The following is an 18,660-nucleotide window of genomic DNA, read 5'->3' as shown; positions in this document are numbered from 1 at the left end:
ACCTTCACTTCGGGATCACGCAGATAGACCCCGATCCGCAATGGCCGATGGGTGAAGGCCGCAAAGTGCAGAGTGAAATTCACCCCAGCGATCAACAGAAAAATCACCGTAATGAGGTTGATGGTCGAGCTGTTGAAGTAGCCCATGCTGGCATCGTGGGTCGAGAATCCACCGATCGCCACGGTGGCGAAGGAGTGGCAGATGGCATCGAACAACGTCATTCCTGCGGCCCAGAATGCCAAGGCACAAACAGTGGTGATGAACAGGTAGATGTACCAGAGCGCCTTGGCCGTCTCGGCGATACGCGGGGTCACCTTGTTGTCCTTGACCGGCCCCGGGATCTCGGCACGATAGAGCTGCATGCCACCGATACCGAGCAGCGGCAATATGGCGACCGCCAACACGATGATCCCCATCCCCCCCAGCCATTGCAGCAACTGGCGATAGAACAGGAACGCCTTGGGCAATTCGTCGAGCCCGGTCAGCACGGTTGCCCCTGTGGTCGTCAACCCGGAAAAGGATTCGAAGAAGGCCTCTGAAACCGACATGTCAGGCACGTCACCCAGCATAAAGGGTAAGGCACCGACGCTGCCAAGCACGGTCCAGAACAACACCACGATGAGGAACCCCTCTCTGGAACCCAATTCCCGCTTGTGATGACGATTGGGAAACCAGAGTGCCACCCCGAGCAACAGGGCAATCACAAAGGCACTGACAAATTCAGAACCGCCCCCATCCCGATAGCCAAACGCCACCAGCGCTGGCAACAACATGGTCGAGCTGAACAGCGCCACCAGCAGGCCAACAATGCGGATAATGCTCAGGATGTGCATTCCTGCTCCCTATCAAGAATCAAAGAGCGATGGATTCTAGCCATCTAAGGGGTCAAGGGATACCCGCCCATGAGTCCGATCGATCAATTCCCGATCAACCTGAGCCCAAACTGATGATTCCCAGGCCACCTGCAGGGAGACCTGTTGACCATACTCGGCCGCCAGCACCTCGCCACCGTAGTTGCCCACCAAAGCTTCGACTACCCCTATATCACCGTAATCACAGTGGATGATAGAAGGGGTGCGCGGTACCTTGAGTAAAGTGGTCAGCTGCTTGAGGGCGGTTCCGACGCCACCGCCATAGGCCTTGACCAGACCGCCGGTGCCAAGCTGGATCCCGCCGTAATAGCGCACCACCACGGCGCAGATCTCGCCAAGACCGGAACCCATCAGCTGGGCCAGGATAGGTTTGCCCGCCGTCCCCGAGGGCTCACCATCATCGCTGAAGCCATATACCTGGCTGTCTTGCGGGTCGCCCGCCACAAAGGCCCAGCAGTGGTGACGGGCAGCTGGGTGCTGTCGTTTGACCTCGTTCACCCACGCTTTGGCCGCCTCCACCGTCGGGGTATGGGCGATCAGGGTGATGAAGCGACTCTTCTTGATCTCTTCGCTGAGCTCCAGCGGTGCAGCCGGAATGGAATAGGCAACCGCCATCAGAGCCCTGCTTGTCTGGTCATGTTCTCCACCCCGTCAGCATGCAACACCACGTTATCCTCGATGCGGATGCCGCCAAACGGGCGCAGCGCTTCTACCTTGTTCCAGTTGACCCGTTTGCCCTGCTCACCCTGGCGCAGCGGCTCCAGCAGGCTGTCGATAAAGTAGAGCCCCGGTTCGATAGTGAACACCTGGCCCACCTCCATCACCCGGGTACAGCGCAGATAGGGGAACAGCTCGGACGCCGCCAGATGAGTGCCGCGTTCGTCCTGCATGAAGCCACCGGCATCATGCACCTGCAAACCGAGGAAGTGACCGAGGCCATGGGGGAAGAAGACATTGGTCACCCCTGTGTTGATCATCTCGTCCACCGACATGTCCACCAGCTCGGTGGCCTGCAGCAGGCGCGCCAGCTTGTGGTGCATCAGCAGGTGCAGCTCGCTGTAACGGCGACCAGGCTTGATTTCCTTGATGATTTCCTGCTGCTGCACATCCAGCGCGGCAATAAGGTCGGCAAACTCGCCACGGCGCCAGGCCCAGGTACGGGTAATGTCAGAGGCATAGCCATGAAAGTCGACGCCGGCATCAATGAGGAAGGAGTAACGCTCGACATCCGGCACCCGCAGGGCGGAAAGGTGGGTGTAGTGCAGGATGGCTGCATTGCGGTTGATGGCGACGATATTGCCGTAGGGCGCCTCATTGGCCCCCTGCCCGACCGCCTTCATATAGGCCAGGTTGATCTCGAACTCGCTTGCCCCCGCCATGAAGGAGTCCTTGGCCGCGATATGGCCGCGCACCCCGATCCGGTTCGCCTCACGCAGGCACTCCAGCTCGTAGTCCGTCTTGTAGGCGCGGTGATAATGCAGGTAGTTGAGGACCGCCTCCGGATTGGGCTGGGTCAGCCCCAGCAAGCCGGCCACCTCGAGATGTCCGCCCAGATAGGCCCACTCCTGCTTGTCGGCGGGCAGATGATCCGCCACCTGCTCAGGTCGGGTGAGGAAGCGGATCTCGAAGAAGTCGACCCAGAAGGCATTGGGCAGGTCCGCTACCTTGTGCCAGAAATCCACCGGGCGATAGAACAGCAGCACCGGCTTGCTCACGCCATCCACCAGCAACCAGCAATGGGGGTTGTCCAGCACTGGCAACCAGGCCTTGAAGTGCGGGTTCACCTTGAAGGGGTAATCCTGATCGTCTAGGAAGATGCGATGCGTCTGGCCGGAGTGGATGGCCAGCCCGCTGAGCCCCTGCTGTTGCAGAATGTCGCGGGTGCGCTGCTGCAAAGTATCGAGGTGCTGGGCAAAAAGTTGGCTGTAGCTGCTCATGGCGTCCTGCTCCGAGATGAATGTGATTGCAGCATAACATCATGCACGGTGAGGCTCGACCCGTCACGCTGCCGCTTCGTGAGGTAACGCATACGTTACAAAACGTTTGTTATCAACAAGAAACCAATAATTAACAAATGAGGAACAATTCAATACACTGCCGGTAGATAACATGAAGTCAGGGATCACTCATGGACAACCTCTGCCTGTGGCAACCGGATCCGCTCAGGATGCAGCAATCCAACCTCTATCGCTTTATGGCCGAGGTCAATCGCTTCCATGGCCTGCAGCTACAGGACTATCCCCAGCTCTATCAATGGTCGGTGGAGAAGACGACCCGCTTCTGGCCGCTGGTGTGGCAGCATTGTGGCGTCAAGGGGGAGCTCGGCAACATAGTGGCGGAGAACCGCCAGGATATGCAGCGCACCCGCTGGTTCCCGGACAGCCGGCTCAACTTTGCCGAAAACCTGTTGCGCCGCCAGGACGACACGCCGGCCATCATCTCCCGCATCGAAGGAGGCCCGAGCCAGACCTTGAGCTGGCGCGAGCTGGCAGATCAGGTGGCCCGGCTGGCCCAGTGGCTGCGCGGCCAGGGCATAGGCCGTGGCGATGTGGTAGCGGCCTATCTGCCCAATATTCCAGAAACCGTAGTCGCCATGCTGGCGACCACCAGCCTGGGGGCGATCTGGACCTCCACCAGCCCGGATTTTGGCGAGGCCAGCGTAGTGGAGCGCTTCGGCCAGACCCGCCCCAGAGTGCTGTTTGCGGTGGATGGCTATCGCTATAACGGCAAGGCCATCGACATTCAGGATAAGGTGGCGGGAATCGTCGGACAGATCGACAGCATAGAGCAGACTGTGTTGATCCCCCTGCTGGACCACCCCCTGCACCTAGGCCACGACTGGCGCCAGATCCTGGCCGGTCAGCCGGATGCCCAGCTCGCCTTCGAGCCCATGGCCTTCAATGATCCGCTCTATATCCTCTATTCGTCAGGTACCACCGGCAAGCCCAAGTGCATCGTGCACGGCATCGGCGGCACCCTGCTGCAGCATTTGAAAGAACACCAGCTGCACTGCGACATCAAGCCGGGGGAGCGCATCTTCTATTTCACCACCTGCGGCTGGATGATGTGGAACTGGCTGGTGAGCGCCCTCGCCTCCGGCGCCACCCTGGTGCTCTACGACGGCTCTCCCTTCTACCCGGACGGCAACGTGCTGTGGGATCTCGCCCGGGACGAGGAGGTTGCCCTGTTCGGCACTTCCGCCAAGTATCTCGACGCGCTGCACAAGCAGGGTTATGCCCCGATCAAGACCCACAAGTTGCCGCAGTTGCGGCTTATCTGCAGCACAGGTTCCGTGCTCTCCCCCGAGGGGTTCGACTACGTCTATGAGCAAATCAAAACAAATGTACAACTGTGCTCCATCTCCGGCGGCACCGACATCTGCTCCTGCTTCGTCATCGGCAACCCCTTGAGCCCCGTCTATCGCGGCGAGAGCCAGGGACGCGGCCTCGGCCTCGCGGTCCAGGTGTTCAACGAGGCGGGCCAGCCAGTGCAGGGTGAAAAGGGCGAGCTGGTCTGCACCAAGCCCTTCCCTGCCCAGCCCATCGGCTTCTGGGGAGACGAAAGCGGCGAGAAGTACCACGCCGCCTACTTCGAGCGTTTCGACAACGTCTGGTGCCACGGCGACTGGATTGAACTGACCCCGACCGGCGGCATCCTCTTCTATGGCCGCTCCGACGCCACCTTGAATCCGGGAGGCGTGCGCATCGGCACCAGCGAGATATACCGCTACGTGGAGCAGCTCGACGAGGTGGAGGAGAGCATCGTCATCGGCCAGCAGTGGCAACAGGATGAGCGGGTGGTGCTGTTCGTCAAGCTCAGGGCTGGCCTCAAGCTGGATGATGCCCTGCGCGATCGCATTCGCCAGCAGATCCGCCAGCACTGCACTGCCCGTCACGTGCCCGCCCGCATCCTGCAGGTAGACGCCATCCCCCGCACCAAGTCCGGCAAAATAGTGGAGCTGGCGGTACGGGAAGTGGTGCACAACCGGCCCGTCAACAACACCCACGCCCTCGCCGACCCCGAGGTGTTGAACCAGTACCGCAACCGGGCGGAGCTGGCCAGCTGACAAAAACCTCAGTTCACAACAGGCGCCGCAAGGCGCCTGTTTTTTATCCGTTTTGTGATGGCGAGCCGCCCCATAAAAACTGTTAAACAAATGTTTTAAATAGGTGTTGAAAATGTCTCCTTTTGGATCAATAGTGAGCCTCGCCCCCTGCTGGGGATAAAGGAGCACCACGCCCCACTGTGTGGGAACAAGGAGACACTCTCATGATCTACCAAGGCGAAACCCTGTCGGTCAGCTACCTGGAAGACGGCATTGCCGAACTCAGGTTCGACGCACCGGGTTCAGTCAACAAGCTGGATCGCGCCACCCTGCTCTCCCTGAGCGAAGCGATCGCCGCATTACAACAAGAACGTGAACTAAAAGGTCTGATCCTCACCTCCGGCAAAGACGCCTTCATCGTCGGCGCCGATATCACCGAATTCCTGGAACTGTTCGATCTGCCACAGGAAGATCTGCTCGGCTGGCTGAAAAAGGCCAACGACATCTTCAATGCCATCGAAGATCTGCCAGTGCCTACCCTGTCCGCCATCAAGGGCCACGCCCTGGGCGGCGGCTGCGAAACCATCCTCTCCACCGACTTCCGGCTGGCCGACACCACGGCCAAGATCGGCCTGCCCGAGACCAAGCTCGGCATCATGCCGGGCTTTGGCGGCACCGTGCGTCTGCCACGAGTGATCGGCGCCGACAACGCGCTGGAGTGGATCACTACCGGCAAGGATTACCGTGCCGATGACGCCCTCAAGGTGGGTGCCATCGATGCCGTGGTCGCCCCGGATGCGCTGCAGAGCGCCGCCGTGCAGATGATCAAGGACGCGATCAAGGGCAAGCTGGACTGGCAGAGCCGCCGCGCCGCCAAGAAGGCCCCGCTGCGCCTCTCCAAACTGGAAGCCATGATGAGCTTCACCACCGCCGCCGGCATGGTCGCTGCCGTGGCGGGCAAACACTATCCGGCGCCGATGGCCGCCGTGAAGACGGTGGAAGCCGCCGCCGGCATGAGCCGTGACGAAGCGCTGGCCGCCGAGGCCGCCACCTTCGTCAAGCTGGCCAAGACCGACGTGGCCAAAGCGCTGGTCGGTATCTTCCTCAACGATCAGCACATCAAGGCGCTGGCGAAGAAGGCCGCCAAGCAGGCGAGCAAGGCTACCAGCCACGCTGCCGTGCTCGGTGCCGGCATCATGGGGGGCGGCATCGCCTACCAGTCCGCCAGCAAGGGCATCCCGGCGGTGATGAAGGACATCAACGAGAAAGCGCTGGCGCTCGGCATGAATGAGGCCACCAAGCTGCTCAACGGCCAGCTCGAGCGCGGTCGCATCGACGGCATCAAGATGGGCCAGGTGCTCTCCGCCATCACTCCTAGCCTCAGCTACGATAACGTCAAGCATGTGGACGTGGTGGTCGAGGCCGTGGTCGAGAACCCGAAAGTGAAGGCGGCCGTGCTGAGTGAAGTGGAAGGCGTGATCGGCGACGACGCCGTGCTCGCCAGCAACACCTCCACCATCCCCATCTCCCTGCTGGCCAAGGGTCTGAAGCGTCCCGAGAACTTCTGCGGCATGCACTTCTTCAACCCGGTGCACCGCATGCCCCTGGTGGAAATCATCCGCGGCGAGCAGACCTCCGACGAAACCATCAACCGCGTGGTGGCCTACGCCGCCGCCATGGGCAAGTCACCTGTGGTGGTCAACGACTGCCCGGGCTTCTTCGTCAACCGCGTGCTGTTCCCCTACTTCTTCGGCTTCAACAAGCTGGTCGCCGACGGCGCCGACTTCGCCGCCGTCGACAAGGTGATGGAGAAGGAGTTTGGCTGGCCCATGGGCCCCGCCTACCTGCTGGACGTGGTCGGCATCGACACCGGCCACCATGCCGGTGATGTGATGGCGCAGGGTTTCCCGGCCCGCATGAGCAAGGAAGGCCGTACCGCCATCGACGTGATGTACGAGGCGAGCCGCTTCGGTCAGAAGAACGGCAAGGGCTTCTACGCCTACGAGGCCGACAAGAAGGGCAAGCCGAAGAAGGTGGCCGACGCCGCCGCTTACGAGCTGCTGGCCCCCATTGCCAAGCCGAAACAGGATTTCGACAAGGACGCCATCATAGCCCGCATGATGATCCCCATGATTAACGAGGTGGTGCTCTGCCTCGAAGAGGGCATAGTCGCGACCCCGGCCGAAGCCGATATCGCACTGGTCTACGGTCTGGGCTTCCCTCCCTTCCGCGGTGGCGTGTTCCGCTATCTGGACACCCTGGATCTGGATCGCTATGTAGCCATGGCCGACCAGTATGCCGATTTGGGCCCCCTCTACCATGTCAGCGACAAGCTGCGTGAGATGGCCGCCCAGGGCAAAACCTTCTACTGATTGCGGAAAGGAGATCCATTCATGAAAGACGTAGTCATTGTCGACTGTATCCGGACCCCCATGGGCCGGTCCAAGGGCGGCGCCTTCCGCAACGTGCGTGCAGAAGACTTGTCCGCGCACCTGATGAAATCCATCCTGCTGCGCAACCCCAACCTCGACCCGAACGAGATCGAGGATATCTACTGGGGCTGCGTGCAGCAGACCCTGGAGCAGGGCTTCAACATCGCCCGCAACGCCGCCCTGCTGGCCGGCATCCCGAAACAGGTGGGGGCGGTCACCGTCAACCGGCTGTGCGGCTCTTCCATGCAGGCGCTGCACGATGCCTCCCGTGCCATCCAGGTGGGTGACGGCGACATCTTCATCATCGGCGGCGTCGAGCACATGGGTCACGTGCCCATGAGCCACGGGGTGGACTTCCACCCAGGCATGGCCAAGTCGGTGGCCAAGGCCTCCGGCATGATGGGGCTGACCGCCGAGATGCTCGGCAAGCTGCACGGCATCAGCCGTCAGCAGCAGGACGAGTTTGCCGCCCGCTCCCACCGCCGCGCCCACGCGGCCACGGTGGAGGGTCGCTTCGCCAGGGAGATCGTCGGGCTGGAAGGGCACGACGCCAGCGGCGCCCGCTTCTTCTACGACTATGACGAGGTGATCCGCCCCGAGACCACAGTCGACACCCTGAGCCAGTTGCGACCTGTGTTCGACCCAGTCAACGGCACCGTCACTGCGGGCAGCTCCTCGGCCCTGTCCGATGGCGCCGCCGCCATGCTGGTGATGAGTGCGGATCGCGCCAAGGCGCTCGGCCTCACGCCCCGCGCCAAGGTACGTGCCATGGCCATCGCCGGCTGCGACGCCGCCATCATGGGTTACGGCCCGGTGCCGGCCACCCAGAAGGCGCTCAAGCGTGCCGGCCTGACTGTCGGCGACATCGACTTTTTCGAGCTGAACGAGGCGTTTGCCGCCCAGTCCCTGCCCTGCGTGAAGGATTTGGGTCTGCAGGATCAGGTGGACGAGAAGGTAAACCTGAATGGCGGTGCCATTGCCCTGGGTCACCCCCTGGGCTGCTCCGGCGCCCGCATCTCCACCACCCTGATCAATCTGATGGAGGAGAAGGACGCCACCCTGGGGGTCGCCACCATGTGCATCGGTCTGGGTCAGGGCATCGCCACCGTGTTCGAGCGGGTGTAATACCGGCATCCTTGTACTACTGAACGTTGTCCCTTTCGGGGCCAGTCTGACTGGCCCCTTTTCAGGTCTGTGGTCGCCGCCACACGGGGTGGCGGCCTGACGTCAGAAACTGGTTATGTGCCGCCCCGTTTGGGTCGGCCTTTTTTTGTTTTCCCCTTTCCGACCAGCGGATATTGCCCCTAACCTCACATTAGATGGGGGGCTTGCTTGCTTTTTGCTCCCCCGACAGGTTCAATCTGCACAAAAAAATGGGTGGATGCACATACATATGTCAATGAGCAAACAACTGCTGATCGTCGATGACGACCAAGAGATCCGCGAGCTGCTCAACGAGTACCTGACCCGGGCAGGCTTCGAGGTATTGACCGCAGCGGAGGGCAACGAGATGCGCCAGCAACTCGCCCAGCACAGCCCGGATCTGATCATTCTGGACATCATGATGCCCGGCGACGACGGCTTTACCCTCTGCCAGCAGATCCGTCGCGACTCCCAGGTCCCCATCATCATGCTGACGGCGGCCTCCGACGAGGCGGATCGGGTGATCGGTCTCGAACTCGGTGCCGACGACTACATCGCCAAGCCGTTCAGCCCACGCGAGCTGCAGGCCCGCATCAAGGCGCTGCTGCGCCGCGCCGAATTCCGCCAGCCGGAGAAAGAGAAGGAGCCGAGCCGCCGGCTGCGCTTTGCCGAGTGGACCCTGGACACCCTGAGCCACCAGCTGACCCACGAGGATGGCAGCCTGCTGGACCTCTCCGGCAGCGATGCCATGCTGCTCGGCATGTTTCTGCAGCAACCCGGCGTGGTGCTCGACCGCGACACCATCTCCGATGCGACCCGTGGCCGCGAGAGCCTGCCGATGGAACGCGGCATCGACGTACAGATCAGCCGGCTGCGCCAGAAGCTGGGTGACAACGGCAAGAGCCCGCGCATCATCAAGACCATCCGTGGCAGCGGCTACATGCTGATCGCCGAAGTTCACGAGCTCCCATGACGAGCAGACAGGTAGCAACAGCATGCTGATCGACCACAGGCACGAACGGCCATGACCAATAAATGGTCCTGGGGGATACTGGTGCCCCGCTCCCTGCTATCGCGGATGCTGCTGCTGTTGCTGCTGGCGATCCTGCTCTCCCAAACCATTCTCACCGGCATCTGGATGCAACAGATCCAGAAGCGGGAGCTGGAGGGGATGCTCAGCACCACCCGCAACCTGGCGCTGTCGGCCGCCTCCACCGTCAACTTCTTCAAGTCGCTGCCGCTGCAGTATCGCCACATCGCCCTGGACCAGCTGCGCAACATGGGGGGCAGCCGCTTCTTCGTTTCCCTGAACGAGGAGGAGATCCACATCAGCGCCATTCCGGACAGCGAACGCAAGATGCTGGTGCTGCAGGAGGTCGAGGGGGTGCTGAGCCGCAAGCTCTCCGACGCCATGGCGATCAAGGTGGATTTCTCCCGGCCCGAGGATCTCCACGTCTTCAACAACGACACCCTGCTGGCGGATCTCCCCTCCTCCTGGGCCCGTTATACATTGTCGCTGGAGCCCATCAACCCGCCGGTGCTGGTGACCCAGATCGAAATAGAGCCGGGCGAGTGGCTCTATCTGGCCGCCCTGCTGCCGGCCCCTTACATGACGCTGGATGACACCGTCATGCCGAGCAACCAGGTGCGCTTCATCGCCCTGATGACGGTGTTCCTCTGCTTCTTTACCTTCATGCTGGTGCGCTGGCAGACCCGGCCTCTGCGCCGCCTCGCCAAGGCGGCGGTCAACCTCGGCAAGGATATCGACCAGCCACCGCTTCGGGAGGAGGGCGCCTCCGAGATCGTCGCCGCCACCCGCGCCTTCAACATCATGCAGCACCGCATCCGGCGCTATATCGATGATCGGGAGCGACTGTTCAGCTCCATCTCCCACGACCTCAAGACCCCCATCACCCGGCTGCGGCTGCGGGTCGAGCTGCTGGACGACGAAGTCCAGATCGGCAAGTTCAACAAGGATCTCGACGAGCTGGAGCTGATGGTCAAGGGGGCGCTGCAGACGGTGAAAGAGACCGACATCCACGAGAACATCGAAGAGATCGACATCAACGCCCTGCTGGAGCAGATGGCCGAGTCGATGAACCTGCACGACGAGCGACTGACCATAGAAGGGCACTGCAAATGGCCTTATCGTGGCAAGCTGCTGGCCCTCAAGCGCTGCATCGGCAACCTGGTGGACAACGGCATCAAATATGGCCAGAAGGTGCGCATCATCATCATGGACGACGAGGAGATGCTGATCCTCTTCATCATGGATGAGGGCCCCGGCCTGCCGGAAGATCAGTTCGAACGCATCTTCGAACCCTATTACCGACTCAGCACGGATCAGGCCGGGACCGGCCTCGGGCTCGGCATTGCCCGCAACATCGCCCATGCCCACGGCGGCGATCTGGTGCTGGAAAATCGTCCGCAAGGCGGCCTGCAGGCCACCCTCTCCCTGCCAAGGTAGTACTCCCATGAAGTGGCTTCCCCTCACTCTGTTTGCTCTGTTGTCCGGTTCTGCCTGCGCCTCCCAGGTGGAGGTGCTGCACTGGTGGACATCCGGGGGCGAGGCAAAAGCAGTCGAAGTGCTCAAATCCGAGTGGATCGCCAAGGGCAACGAGTGGAACGACTTCGCGGTACAGGGGGGCGGCGGCAAGAGCGCCATGACGGTGCTGAAAAGCCGGGCGCTGGCGGCCAATCCGCCGGAGGCGGCCCACCTCAAGGGCTTTGAGCTCAAGGAGTGGGCCGGTCTCGGCTTCCTGCGCGATCTCTCCCCCATGGCCGAACACCTCGGCTGGTATGACAGCATGCCCCCCATGGTGCGGGAGACACTCAGCCAGAACGGCGCCCTGATGGCGGTACCCACCGGCATTCACCGAGTCAACTGGCTATGGCTCAACCGCAAGATTTTCGACAAGTACCAGCTAACCCCGCCCACCGACTGGGCCCAGTTTGTCGCGGTCGCCGAACGGCTCAAAAAGCGCGGGATCACCCCGCTGGCCATTGGCAACGAACCCTGGCAGCTGGCGGTACTGTTCGAAACGGTGGCGCTCGGTGAAGGGGGCAAGGAGTTCTACCGCAAGGCCTTTATCGAACAGGACAATGACACCCTGACCGGCCCCGTGATGGTGAAGGTGTTGACCCGCTTCCAGCAGCTGCGCGCCTATGTGCCGGAGAAATACGCCGGACTGAAATGGCACCAGGCCACCAACCTGCTGGAGAGCGGTGGCGCCGCCATGCAAGTGATGGGGGACTGGGTCAAGGGGGAACTGAGCGCCGGTAACTACCGACCCGGCGAGGATATCGCCTGCCTGCCGAGCCCGGGCAGCGAGGGACTGTTCAGCTACAACCTGGACTCCATCGCCATGTTCAAGCAGCGGGATCCTGCCCAGCTGCAGGCCCAGGGCGAGCTGGCCAGCCTGCTGATGACTCCCTCCTTCCAGCAAGAGTTCAATCGGGTGAAGGGTTCGATCCCGGCACTGGTCAACCCGGACATGAGCAAGTTCGATCGCTGCGCGGTGCGCTCCTATCAGGACTTCCTGCAAGCCGAGAAACAGCACAACCTGCTGCCCAGCATGGCGGAGGGGATGGCCACCTCCACCAACATGCGTCAGGCGATCTTCGATGTGCTGAGCAACTTCTTCAACGACCCCAGAGCCAACCCGCAGCTGACGGCGCAACATCTGGAGCGGGCCATGCGCTCGACCCGCTGATAAGCCACCGGACGGCGGAAATGACAAAGGCGGAGTTGCTCCGCCTTTGTTGTGAACCCTGCATCAGGTTCAAGGTTGATCGTTCTCGTCCTCATCTTCGTCGTAGTAATCGCTGAGCTCGATCCAGAGCCCCAATCCAACCATCACCAGAGAACCGAACCAGGTGCCTGTGTTCCCGATCGGGCTGCCCATCACTATCATGGCGAAAGACAAGAACCCCATGCCTGCGTAGGCCTGCAATCTGCCGTAGGAGACTTGCATATTCACCTCCTTGTTGAATACGGTGCAATTTTTATATTACTCATCCGGCGCAAGGTGGGTAGGCCCGTGACAACATTTCAGTTACATGTGCCAAGAAAAGGCCGATAATTTGCTTATTTTTTAGCCCTGAGTATCATTGGCAGCCGAATTGGTTGAAGGTTAACAAGAGATGAGTGATTTATTCTGCGATGCAAACCATGAGTTGGACGCGATCGGGCTCCGTTGTCCGGAACCCGTGATGATGGTGCGCAAAAAAGTACGCCTGATGGCCGAGGGTGAGACCCTGCTGGTCAGTGCCGATGATCCCTCAACCACCCGCGACATTCCCAGCTTCTGCCGCTTCATGGATCACACCCTGATCGCCAGCGAGACAGAACAGGCCCCCTATCGCTATCTGATCCGCAAGGGTCAGTGAATCCTGCACCGGAGCACACCATGACAACCATTACCCGTATCGGCACTACCCAGCGTTGGTCAGACGTGGTCATCCATAACGGCACCCTCTATGTGGTGGAAGTGCCTGCCAGCGAAGAGGCCGACATCCACCAGCAGACCCGCGAGGTGCTTGAGAGCCTGCAACGCCTGCTGGAAGCCAACGGCTCCGGCGTCGACAAGATCCTGATGGCCAACATCTATCTCAAAGACATCGCTGACATCGCCGCCTTCAACGAGCAGTGGGATGCCTGGATCCCGGCAGGTACCGCCCCCGTCCGTGCCTGCGTTCAGGCCCGCCTGGCCCATGAAGGCTACAAGGTGGAAGTACAGCTGACCGCCGCCTGATCCCGAAACGGCATGACCCGACGACACAGTATCCGCCGGGCCGCCCATCCGGCCACTGGATAACAAAAGGCCCCGCCATCGCTGGCGGGGCCTTTTCGTAGACGACTACCGGACCGCTTAACCGATCGGGGTCAGGGTGATGGTCACCCGGCGGTTCTGGGCCTTGCCTGCGGCCGTGCTGTTGGTGGCAATCGGCTGATCCGGCCCCACGCCGTAGGTAGAGATGCGGCTACCGCTCACACCCTGGCCAATCAGCTGGGCGGCGACGGCGTCGGCACGCTCGCGGGAGAGACGCATGTTCAGCTCGCGGGAGCCGGTGCTGTCGGTGTGACCGACCACATTCAGGCGGGTCTTGTCAAACTCTGCAACCACCATGGCCACGCCGGACAGGGTGTTGGCACCAGCCGCTTTCAGCTGGGCACTGGAGCTGTCGAAGGTGACGTTGTTCGGCATGTTGAGGATCAGCTGATCACCGTTGCGGGTCACGCTGACGCCAGTGCCCTGCAACTTCTCGCGCAGCTTGGCTTCCTGCACGTCCATGTAGTAACCGATACCGCCGCCCAAGGCGGCGCCAGCGGCCACGCCGGTCAGAATGCCCTTCTTGCGATCGCCCTTGCTGGAGGAGAGTGCCCCAACGGCCGCCCCGGCCGCCGCACCCGCCAGCGCGCCCCAGGCGCCCTTGGAAGTCTGGGATTCACCGGTATAGGGGTTGGTAGTACAGCCGCTCAGGGCAACGGTCAGCGCCAAAGCTGGCACCAGAATCTTGGCTCGCATGAAAAAAACCTCTGTAAAAACAATCCGGCACCATGCCGGGGGCCGGATTGTAGCGTGCCATCGCGCCATTGTCTGACGCAGACCTGAACGGCTGGCGAGAGTGCTGGTTTTTTATACGAAACCGCGTGAGGCCACCACGCGGCTGGCTACCCGTGGACCTGATCAGCTGGCCTCATCACCTGCTGACATTCGGCGTGGCAGGGGCAGGTCACCAGATGATCGTTCACCATGCCCACCGCCTGCATAAAGGCGTAGCAGATGGTACTGCCAACGAAGGTGAAGCCGCGTTTCTTGAGCGCCTTGGACATGGCATCCGACTCCGCTGAGGTCGCCGGAATGTCGCCATTGCCCTGGCGCTGGTTGACGATAGGGGCGCCGCCCACGAAGCCCCACAGATAATCGACAAAGTCGATGCCTTCGGCTTCCAGCGCCAGATAGGCGCGGGCATTTTTGATGACCGACTGCACCTTGAGCCGGTTGCGGATGATGCCGGTATCCTGCATCAGCCGCTCCACGTCCTGCTCGTCGAACTGCACGATGCGCAGCGGATCAAAATCCGCATAGGCGCGATGGTAGCTCTCGGTGCGCTTCAAGATGGTGATCCACGACAGCCCCGCCTGCTGGCCGTCGAGGCAGAGCTTGGCAAACAGCTCGCGGGCGTCATGGACCGGCCTGCCCCACTGTTTGTCATGGTATTCAATGTATTCCGGGTCCTTGGTCACCCAGGCGCAACGCAACTCCATTCCCTCTCTCCTGTCATTTCATCCAATCCCCGGGGTCGATGCCAACCCGGGCGTGGGAGTGCCCACAACCCCTCCCGCCCAGGCCCGGCGCAGCGCCATCACATTAATCCGCTGTAATTTCGCCTATTATCCGACCATGCCAGACGGTATACTCCTTCGGTTCACATTCAGCAAATCTTGCTCTGATTTCATTTCGCGCGAAAAAAATTATGCAAAAATTCGATGTCAAAACCTTTCAGGGCCTGATCCTGCAGCTGCAGGACTATTGGTCCCGCCAGGGCTGTACCATCATTCAGCCGCTGGATATGGAAGTGGGTGCCGGTACTTCTCACCCCATGACCTGCCTGCGCGCCCTGGGCCCCGAGCCCATCGCCTGCGCCTACGTGCAACCGTCCCGCCGTCCGACTGACGGCCGCTACGGTGAAAACCCGAACCGCCTGCAGCACTATTACCAGTTCCAGGTGATCATCAAGCCTTCCCCCGACAACATTCAGGAACTCTATCTGGGCTCCCTGAAAGAGCTGGGCATGGATCCCGAGATCCACGACATCCGCTTCGTGGAAGACAACTGGGAAAACCCGACCTTAGGGGCATGGGGTCTGGGCTGGGAAGTGTGGCTGAACGGCATGGAAGTGACCCAGTTCACCTACTTCCAGCAGGTTGGCGGCCTCGAGTGCAAGCCGGTCACCGGCGAGATCACCTACGGTCTCGAGCGTCTGGCCATGTACATCCAGGGCGTAGACAGCGTCTACGATCTGGTCTGGTCTGACGGCCCGCTGGGCAAGACCACCTACGGCGACGTGTTCCACCAGAACGAAGTGGAGCAATCCACCTACAACTTCGAGCACGCCGATGTGGAGTTCCTGTTCCACTGTTTCGAGCAGTACGAGAAGGAAGCCCAGAACCTGCTGGCACTGGAAAAACCGCTGCCACTGCCTGCCTACGAGCGCATCCTCAAAGCCGCTCACTCCTTCAACCTGCTGGATGCCCGCAAGGCCATCTCGGTCACCGAGCGTCAGCGCTACATCCTGCGCATTCGCACCCTGACCAAGGCGGTGGCGGAAGCCTACTACGCCTCCCGCGAAGCGCTGGGCTTCCCTATGTGTCAGCGCAGTGAGAACAAGCAAGGTTAAGGAACGGACATGGCACAACATACATTTCTGGTAGAGATCGGTACTGCTGAGCTGCCGCCCAAAGCCCTGCGCTCCCTGGCCGAAGCCTTTGCCGACAACTTCAAAGCCGAGCTGACCAAGGCCGATCTGGCCTTCGGCGACGTCGAGTGGTTTGCCTCCCCGCGCCGTCTGGCGCTGAAGGTACACGCGCTGGCCGGCGAGCAGCCGAGCAAGAGCGTCGAGAAGCGCGGCCCAGCCGTGGCGCAGGCGTTCGATGCCGAAGGCAAGCCGACCAAGGCCGCCGAAGGCTGGGCCCGTGGCAACGGCATCACCGTCGAGCAGGCCGAGCGTCTGGTCACCGACAAGGGCGAGTGGCTGGTTCACACCGCCAAGGTCGAAGGCCGTCCGGCCGTCGATCTGCTGGGCGAACTGGTTAGCCAAGCGCTGGCCAAGCTGCCGATCCCGAAAATGATGCGCTGGGGCGACAAGACCATCCAGTTCGTGCGTCCGGTCTTCACCGTGACCCTGCTGCTGGATGGGGATCTGGTGCCCGCCCACATTCTGGGTATCGACTCTGCCCGCACCATTCGCGGCCACCGCTTCATGGGCGAGAGCGAGTTCACCATCGACAACGCCAGCCAGTACCCGCAGATCCTGCAGGAGCGCGGCATGGTGATTGCCGACTTTATGGCGCGCAAGGCCAAGATCAAGGCTGACGCCGAAGCGGCCGCTGCCGCCTTCGGTGGCGTGGCCGATCTGGACGACGACCTGCTGGAAGAAGTGACCGCACTGGTCGAGTGGCCGGTGGTGCTAACCGCCAACTTCGAAGAGAAGTTCCTGGCCGTGCCGGCCGAAGCGCTGGTTCACACCATGAAGGGTGACCAGAAGTACTTCCCGGTCTACGACAAGAACGGCAAGCTGCTGCCGAAGTTCATCTTCGTCACCAACATCGAGTCCAAAGACCCGAGCCAGATCATCAGCGGCAACGAGAAGGTGGTTCGCCCCCGTCTCTCTGACGCCGAATTCTTCTTCAAGACCGACCTCAAGCAGACTCTGGCCTCCCGCCTGCCGCGCCTTGAAACCGTGCTGTTCCAGCAACAGCTGGGCACAGTCCGGGCCAAGGTCGAGCGCATCGAGACCGTCGCCGGCTTTATCGCCGAGCGCATCGGTGCAGACGTGGCTCAGGCCAAGCGTGCCGGTCTGCTCTCCAAGTGTGATCTGATGACCAACATGGTCGGCGAGTTCACCGACACCCAGGGTGTCATGGGGATGCACTACGCCCGTCACGATGGCGAAGACGAAGCGGTCGCCGTGGCCCTCAACGAACAGTACATGCCGCGCTTTGCCGGCGATGCCCTGCCGTCCGGTCTGGTAGCCTGCGCCGTCGCGCTGGCCGACAAGTTCGACACCCTGGCCGGTATCTTCGGCATCGGCATGCTGCCAAAAGGTGACAAGGACCCGTTCGCCCTGCGTCGCGCCGCCATCGGTGCCCTGCGCATCATGACCGAGAAGCAGCTGGATCTGGATCTGGTTGAACTGGTTGAAGAGGCGGTACGCGTCTACGGCAACAAGCTGACCAACCAAACCGTCGTCACCGACGTGGTCGACTTTATGCTGGGTCGCTTCCGTGCCGCCTATCAGGACGAAGGCATCGGTGCCGACGTGGTGCTGGCCGTACTGGCCCGCCGCCCGACCCGTCCGCTGGACTTCGATCGTCGCGTCAAGGCCGTCAGCCACTTCCGCACCCTGGATGCCGCACTGGCACTGGCTGCCGCCAACAAGCGCGTGAGCAACATTCTGGCCAAGGTCGAAGGCGAGTTGCCGACTGCCGTCAAACCGGAACTGCTGGTCGATGCCGCCGAGAAGGCGCTGGCCACCCAGGTTGCCGAACTGCAAGCCGAACTGGCCCCGCTGTTCGCCGCCGGTGACTATCAGGCAGCCCTCACCCGTCTGGCCGCCCTGCGCGAGCCGGTCGACACCTTCTTCAACGAAGTCATGGTGATGGCCGACGACGAAGCCCTCAAGGCCAACCGTCTGGCACTGCTAAACAACCTGCGCAACCTGTTCCTGCAAGTCGCGGATATCTCCCTGCTGCAGTGATTGAAGTTTGTTAGCAAACTCTCAAAACGGCGCCGAAAGGCGCCTTTTTTATTGAGTGACTCCCAGTAGAATACGTCACACAACTACATGAAATATGATTTCTCTTTCCTAGCTAGGTTTACTACACAGAAAATCGGATGCGAGCTGAAGTAGCACTGCTGTTACCAAGAAATAATCAGCAAAGCCTGCCTATTCAAGTAACTCATATGCCTTTAACTCATTTATAAAAAGTCTAAAAAACAACCCACCTAAACATTAATTGCCAGTCTTATTTGTAGATTTGAACCTTCTATGGCAAACCTTTTTTCTTTAAATAAAAATTTTCACTTTTACCATTGATCTCTTCTGTTTAGGCCCCACATGGATCATGCAGTATGTACTGCACAAACAATCTGGAAATGCAAAATGGCACTCAAACCTGGCGAAAGTAGCGGTAAGAAAGGCGGAATCTATCAAGAACAAGGGCCTCGAGGAGGAAAAAAAGACAACTTCGTAACTATTGCGGATAATAAAGTTGCGCCCCCTACCTCTAAGCCAAATTCGACATGGGTTCCTATTCATCAGACACCAGATAGCAAGAGGTAGAGATCCCTATGACTTGCCAAGAGCCACATCGATACGACCCTTTTTTTGCTGAATTGAATAGCGATCAGTCAAATCCATATCGCCATAGATGTGCAGGCTG

General features: G+C 60.8%; 16 protein-coding genes (1 of these 16 cut by a window edge). 10 read left to right on the top strand and 6 right to left on the bottom strand.

Annotated elements, in window-relative coordinates; all coding sequences use genetic code 11:
- The 3 genes in view from LA321_RS06835 to pepQ are tightly spaced (at most 36 nt apart) and all read right to left on the bottom strand, a layout consistent with a single transcriptional unit that may run on beyond the window.
- Window positions 1–833, bottom strand: partial view of a TrkH family potassium uptake protein gene (locus LA321_RS06835; RefSeq protein WP_042073423.1) — the 5' portion only. Its footprint begins 625 nt before the window's first position; the window shows 833 of its 1,458 coding nt (coding positions 1–833); the start codon lies at window positions 831–833; its stop codon lies off the left edge, out of view.
- Window positions 834–869: 36 nt separating this feature from the next.
- Window positions 870–1,487, bottom strand: a complete 618-nt coding sequence (locus LA321_RS06830; protein ID WP_042073425.1) for a YigZ family protein — start codon at window positions 1,485–1,487, stop codon at window positions 870–872.
- Window positions 1,487–2,809: a Xaa-Pro dipeptidase gene (gene pepQ, locus LA321_RS06825; protein ID WP_042073426.1), complete on the bottom strand. Its 1,323-nt coding sequence runs from the start codon at window positions 2,807–2,809 to the stop codon at window positions 1,487–1,489. Before pepQ ends, LA321_RS06830 begins: the two co-directional genes overlap by 1 nt.
- A gap of 191 nt (window positions 2,810–3,000) precedes the next feature.
- On the opposite strand from pepQ, the gene LA321_RS06820 reads away from it, so the two are divergent.
- The 6 genes from LA321_RS06820 (at window position 3,001) to LA321_RS06795 (ending at window position 12,205) form a co-directional block, all read left to right on the top strand.
- On the top strand, window positions 3,001–4,938 hold the full coding sequence (locus tag LA321_RS06820; protein WP_042073428.1) for an acetoacetate--CoA ligase: 1,938 nt from the start codon (window positions 3,001–3,003) through the stop codon (window positions 4,936–4,938).
- Window positions 4,939–5,141: 203 nt separating this feature from the next.
- Entirely contained in the window at window positions 5,142–7,289 is a 2,148-nt protein-coding gene (fadB, locus tag LA321_RS06815; protein WP_042073431.1) for a fatty acid oxidation complex subunit alpha FadB, read from the top strand.
- A gap of 21 nt (window positions 7,290–7,310) precedes the next feature.
- Window positions 7,311–8,474 carry an acetyl-CoA C-acyltransferase FadA gene (gene fadA / locus LA321_RS06810; RefSeq protein WP_042073432.1) on the top strand — a complete coding sequence of 388 codons (1,164 nt, stop codon included), beginning with the start codon at window positions 7,311–7,313 and terminating at the stop codon, window positions 8,472–8,474.
- A 268-nt stretch (window positions 8,475–8,742) separates the two neighbouring features.
- Entirely contained in the window at window positions 8,743–9,465 is a 723-nt protein-coding gene (locus tag LA321_RS06805) for a response regulator (RefSeq protein WP_042073435.1), read from the top strand.
- Window positions 9,466–9,516: 51 nt separating this feature from the next.
- Window positions 9,517–10,959 carry an ATP-binding protein gene (locus LA321_RS06800; protein WP_042027102.1) on the top strand — a complete coding sequence of 481 codons (1,443 nt, stop codon included), beginning with the start codon at window positions 9,517–9,519 and terminating at the stop codon, window positions 10,957–10,959.
- 7 nt (window positions 10,960–10,966) lie between these two features.
- Window positions 10,967–12,205 (top strand): ABC transporter substrate-binding protein, encoded by a 1,239-nt coding sequence (locus tag LA321_RS06795; RefSeq protein ID WP_042073437.1) that lies wholly within the window; start codon window positions 10,967–10,969, stop codon window positions 12,203–12,205.
- Between the two features lie 69 nt (window positions 12,206–12,274).
- Here the strand turns inward: LA321_RS06795 and LA321_RS06790 are convergent, their stop codons facing one another.
- A complete protein-coding gene (locus tag LA321_RS06790) occupies window positions 12,275–12,466 on the bottom strand; it encodes a hypothetical protein (protein ID WP_026456803.1) in 192 nt (63 codons plus the stop codon).
- Between the two features lie 169 nt (window positions 12,467–12,635).
- On the opposite strand from LA321_RS06790, the gene tusA reads away from it, so the two are divergent.
- Window positions 12,636–12,881 carry a sulfurtransferase TusA gene (gene tusA, locus LA321_RS06785; protein ID WP_026456802.1) on the top strand — a complete coding sequence of 82 codons (246 nt, stop codon included), beginning with the start codon at window positions 12,636–12,638 and terminating at the stop codon, window positions 12,879–12,881.
- A gap of 20 nt (window positions 12,882–12,901) precedes the next feature.
- Entirely contained in the window at window positions 12,902–13,246 is a 345-nt protein-coding gene (locus LA321_RS06780) for a RidA family protein (protein ID WP_042073439.1), read from the top strand.
- 117 nt (window positions 13,247–13,363) lie between these two features.
- Here LA321_RS06780 and LA321_RS06775 read toward each other — a convergent pair whose 3' ends face one another.
- Together LA321_RS06775 and LA321_RS06770 are read right to left on the bottom strand one after the other, a co-directional pair.
- Complete coding sequence (locus LA321_RS06775; protein ID WP_026456800.1) at window positions 13,364–14,020, bottom strand: OmpA family lipoprotein; 657 nt, start codon at window positions 14,018–14,020, stop codon at window positions 13,364–13,366.
- 146 nt (window positions 14,021–14,166) lie between these two features.
- Window positions 14,167–14,763, bottom strand: a complete 597-nt coding sequence (locus tag LA321_RS06770; RefSeq protein WP_042073441.1) for a DNA-3-methyladenine glycosylase I — start codon at window positions 14,761–14,763, stop codon at window positions 14,167–14,169.
- A 209-nt stretch (window positions 14,764–14,972) separates the two neighbouring features.
- Here LA321_RS06770 and glyQ point away from each other — a divergent pair, with 209 nt between their 5' ends.
- Together glyQ and glyS are read left to right on the top strand one after the other, a co-directional pair.
- A complete protein-coding gene (gene glyQ, locus LA321_RS06765) occupies window positions 14,973–15,896 on the top strand; it encodes a glycine--tRNA ligase subunit alpha (RefSeq protein ID WP_005339464.1) in 924 nt (307 codons plus the stop codon).
- A 9-nt stretch (window positions 15,897–15,905) separates the two neighbouring features.
- Window positions 15,906–17,975, top strand: a complete 2,070-nt coding sequence (glyS, locus tag LA321_RS06760; protein WP_042073443.1) for a glycine--tRNA ligase subunit beta — start codon at window positions 15,906–15,908, stop codon at window positions 17,973–17,975.
- Window positions 17,976–18,660: the final 685 nt, after the last annotated feature.

The sequence above is a fragment of the Aeromonas enteropelogenes genome (assembly GCF_020097295.1).
In the GTDB taxonomy this organism is placed as follows: domain Bacteria; phylum Pseudomonadota; class Gammaproteobacteria; order Enterobacterales; family Aeromonadaceae; genus Aeromonas; species Aeromonas enteropelogenes.
This window is presented reverse-complemented; position numbering and strand designations above follow the sequence as displayed.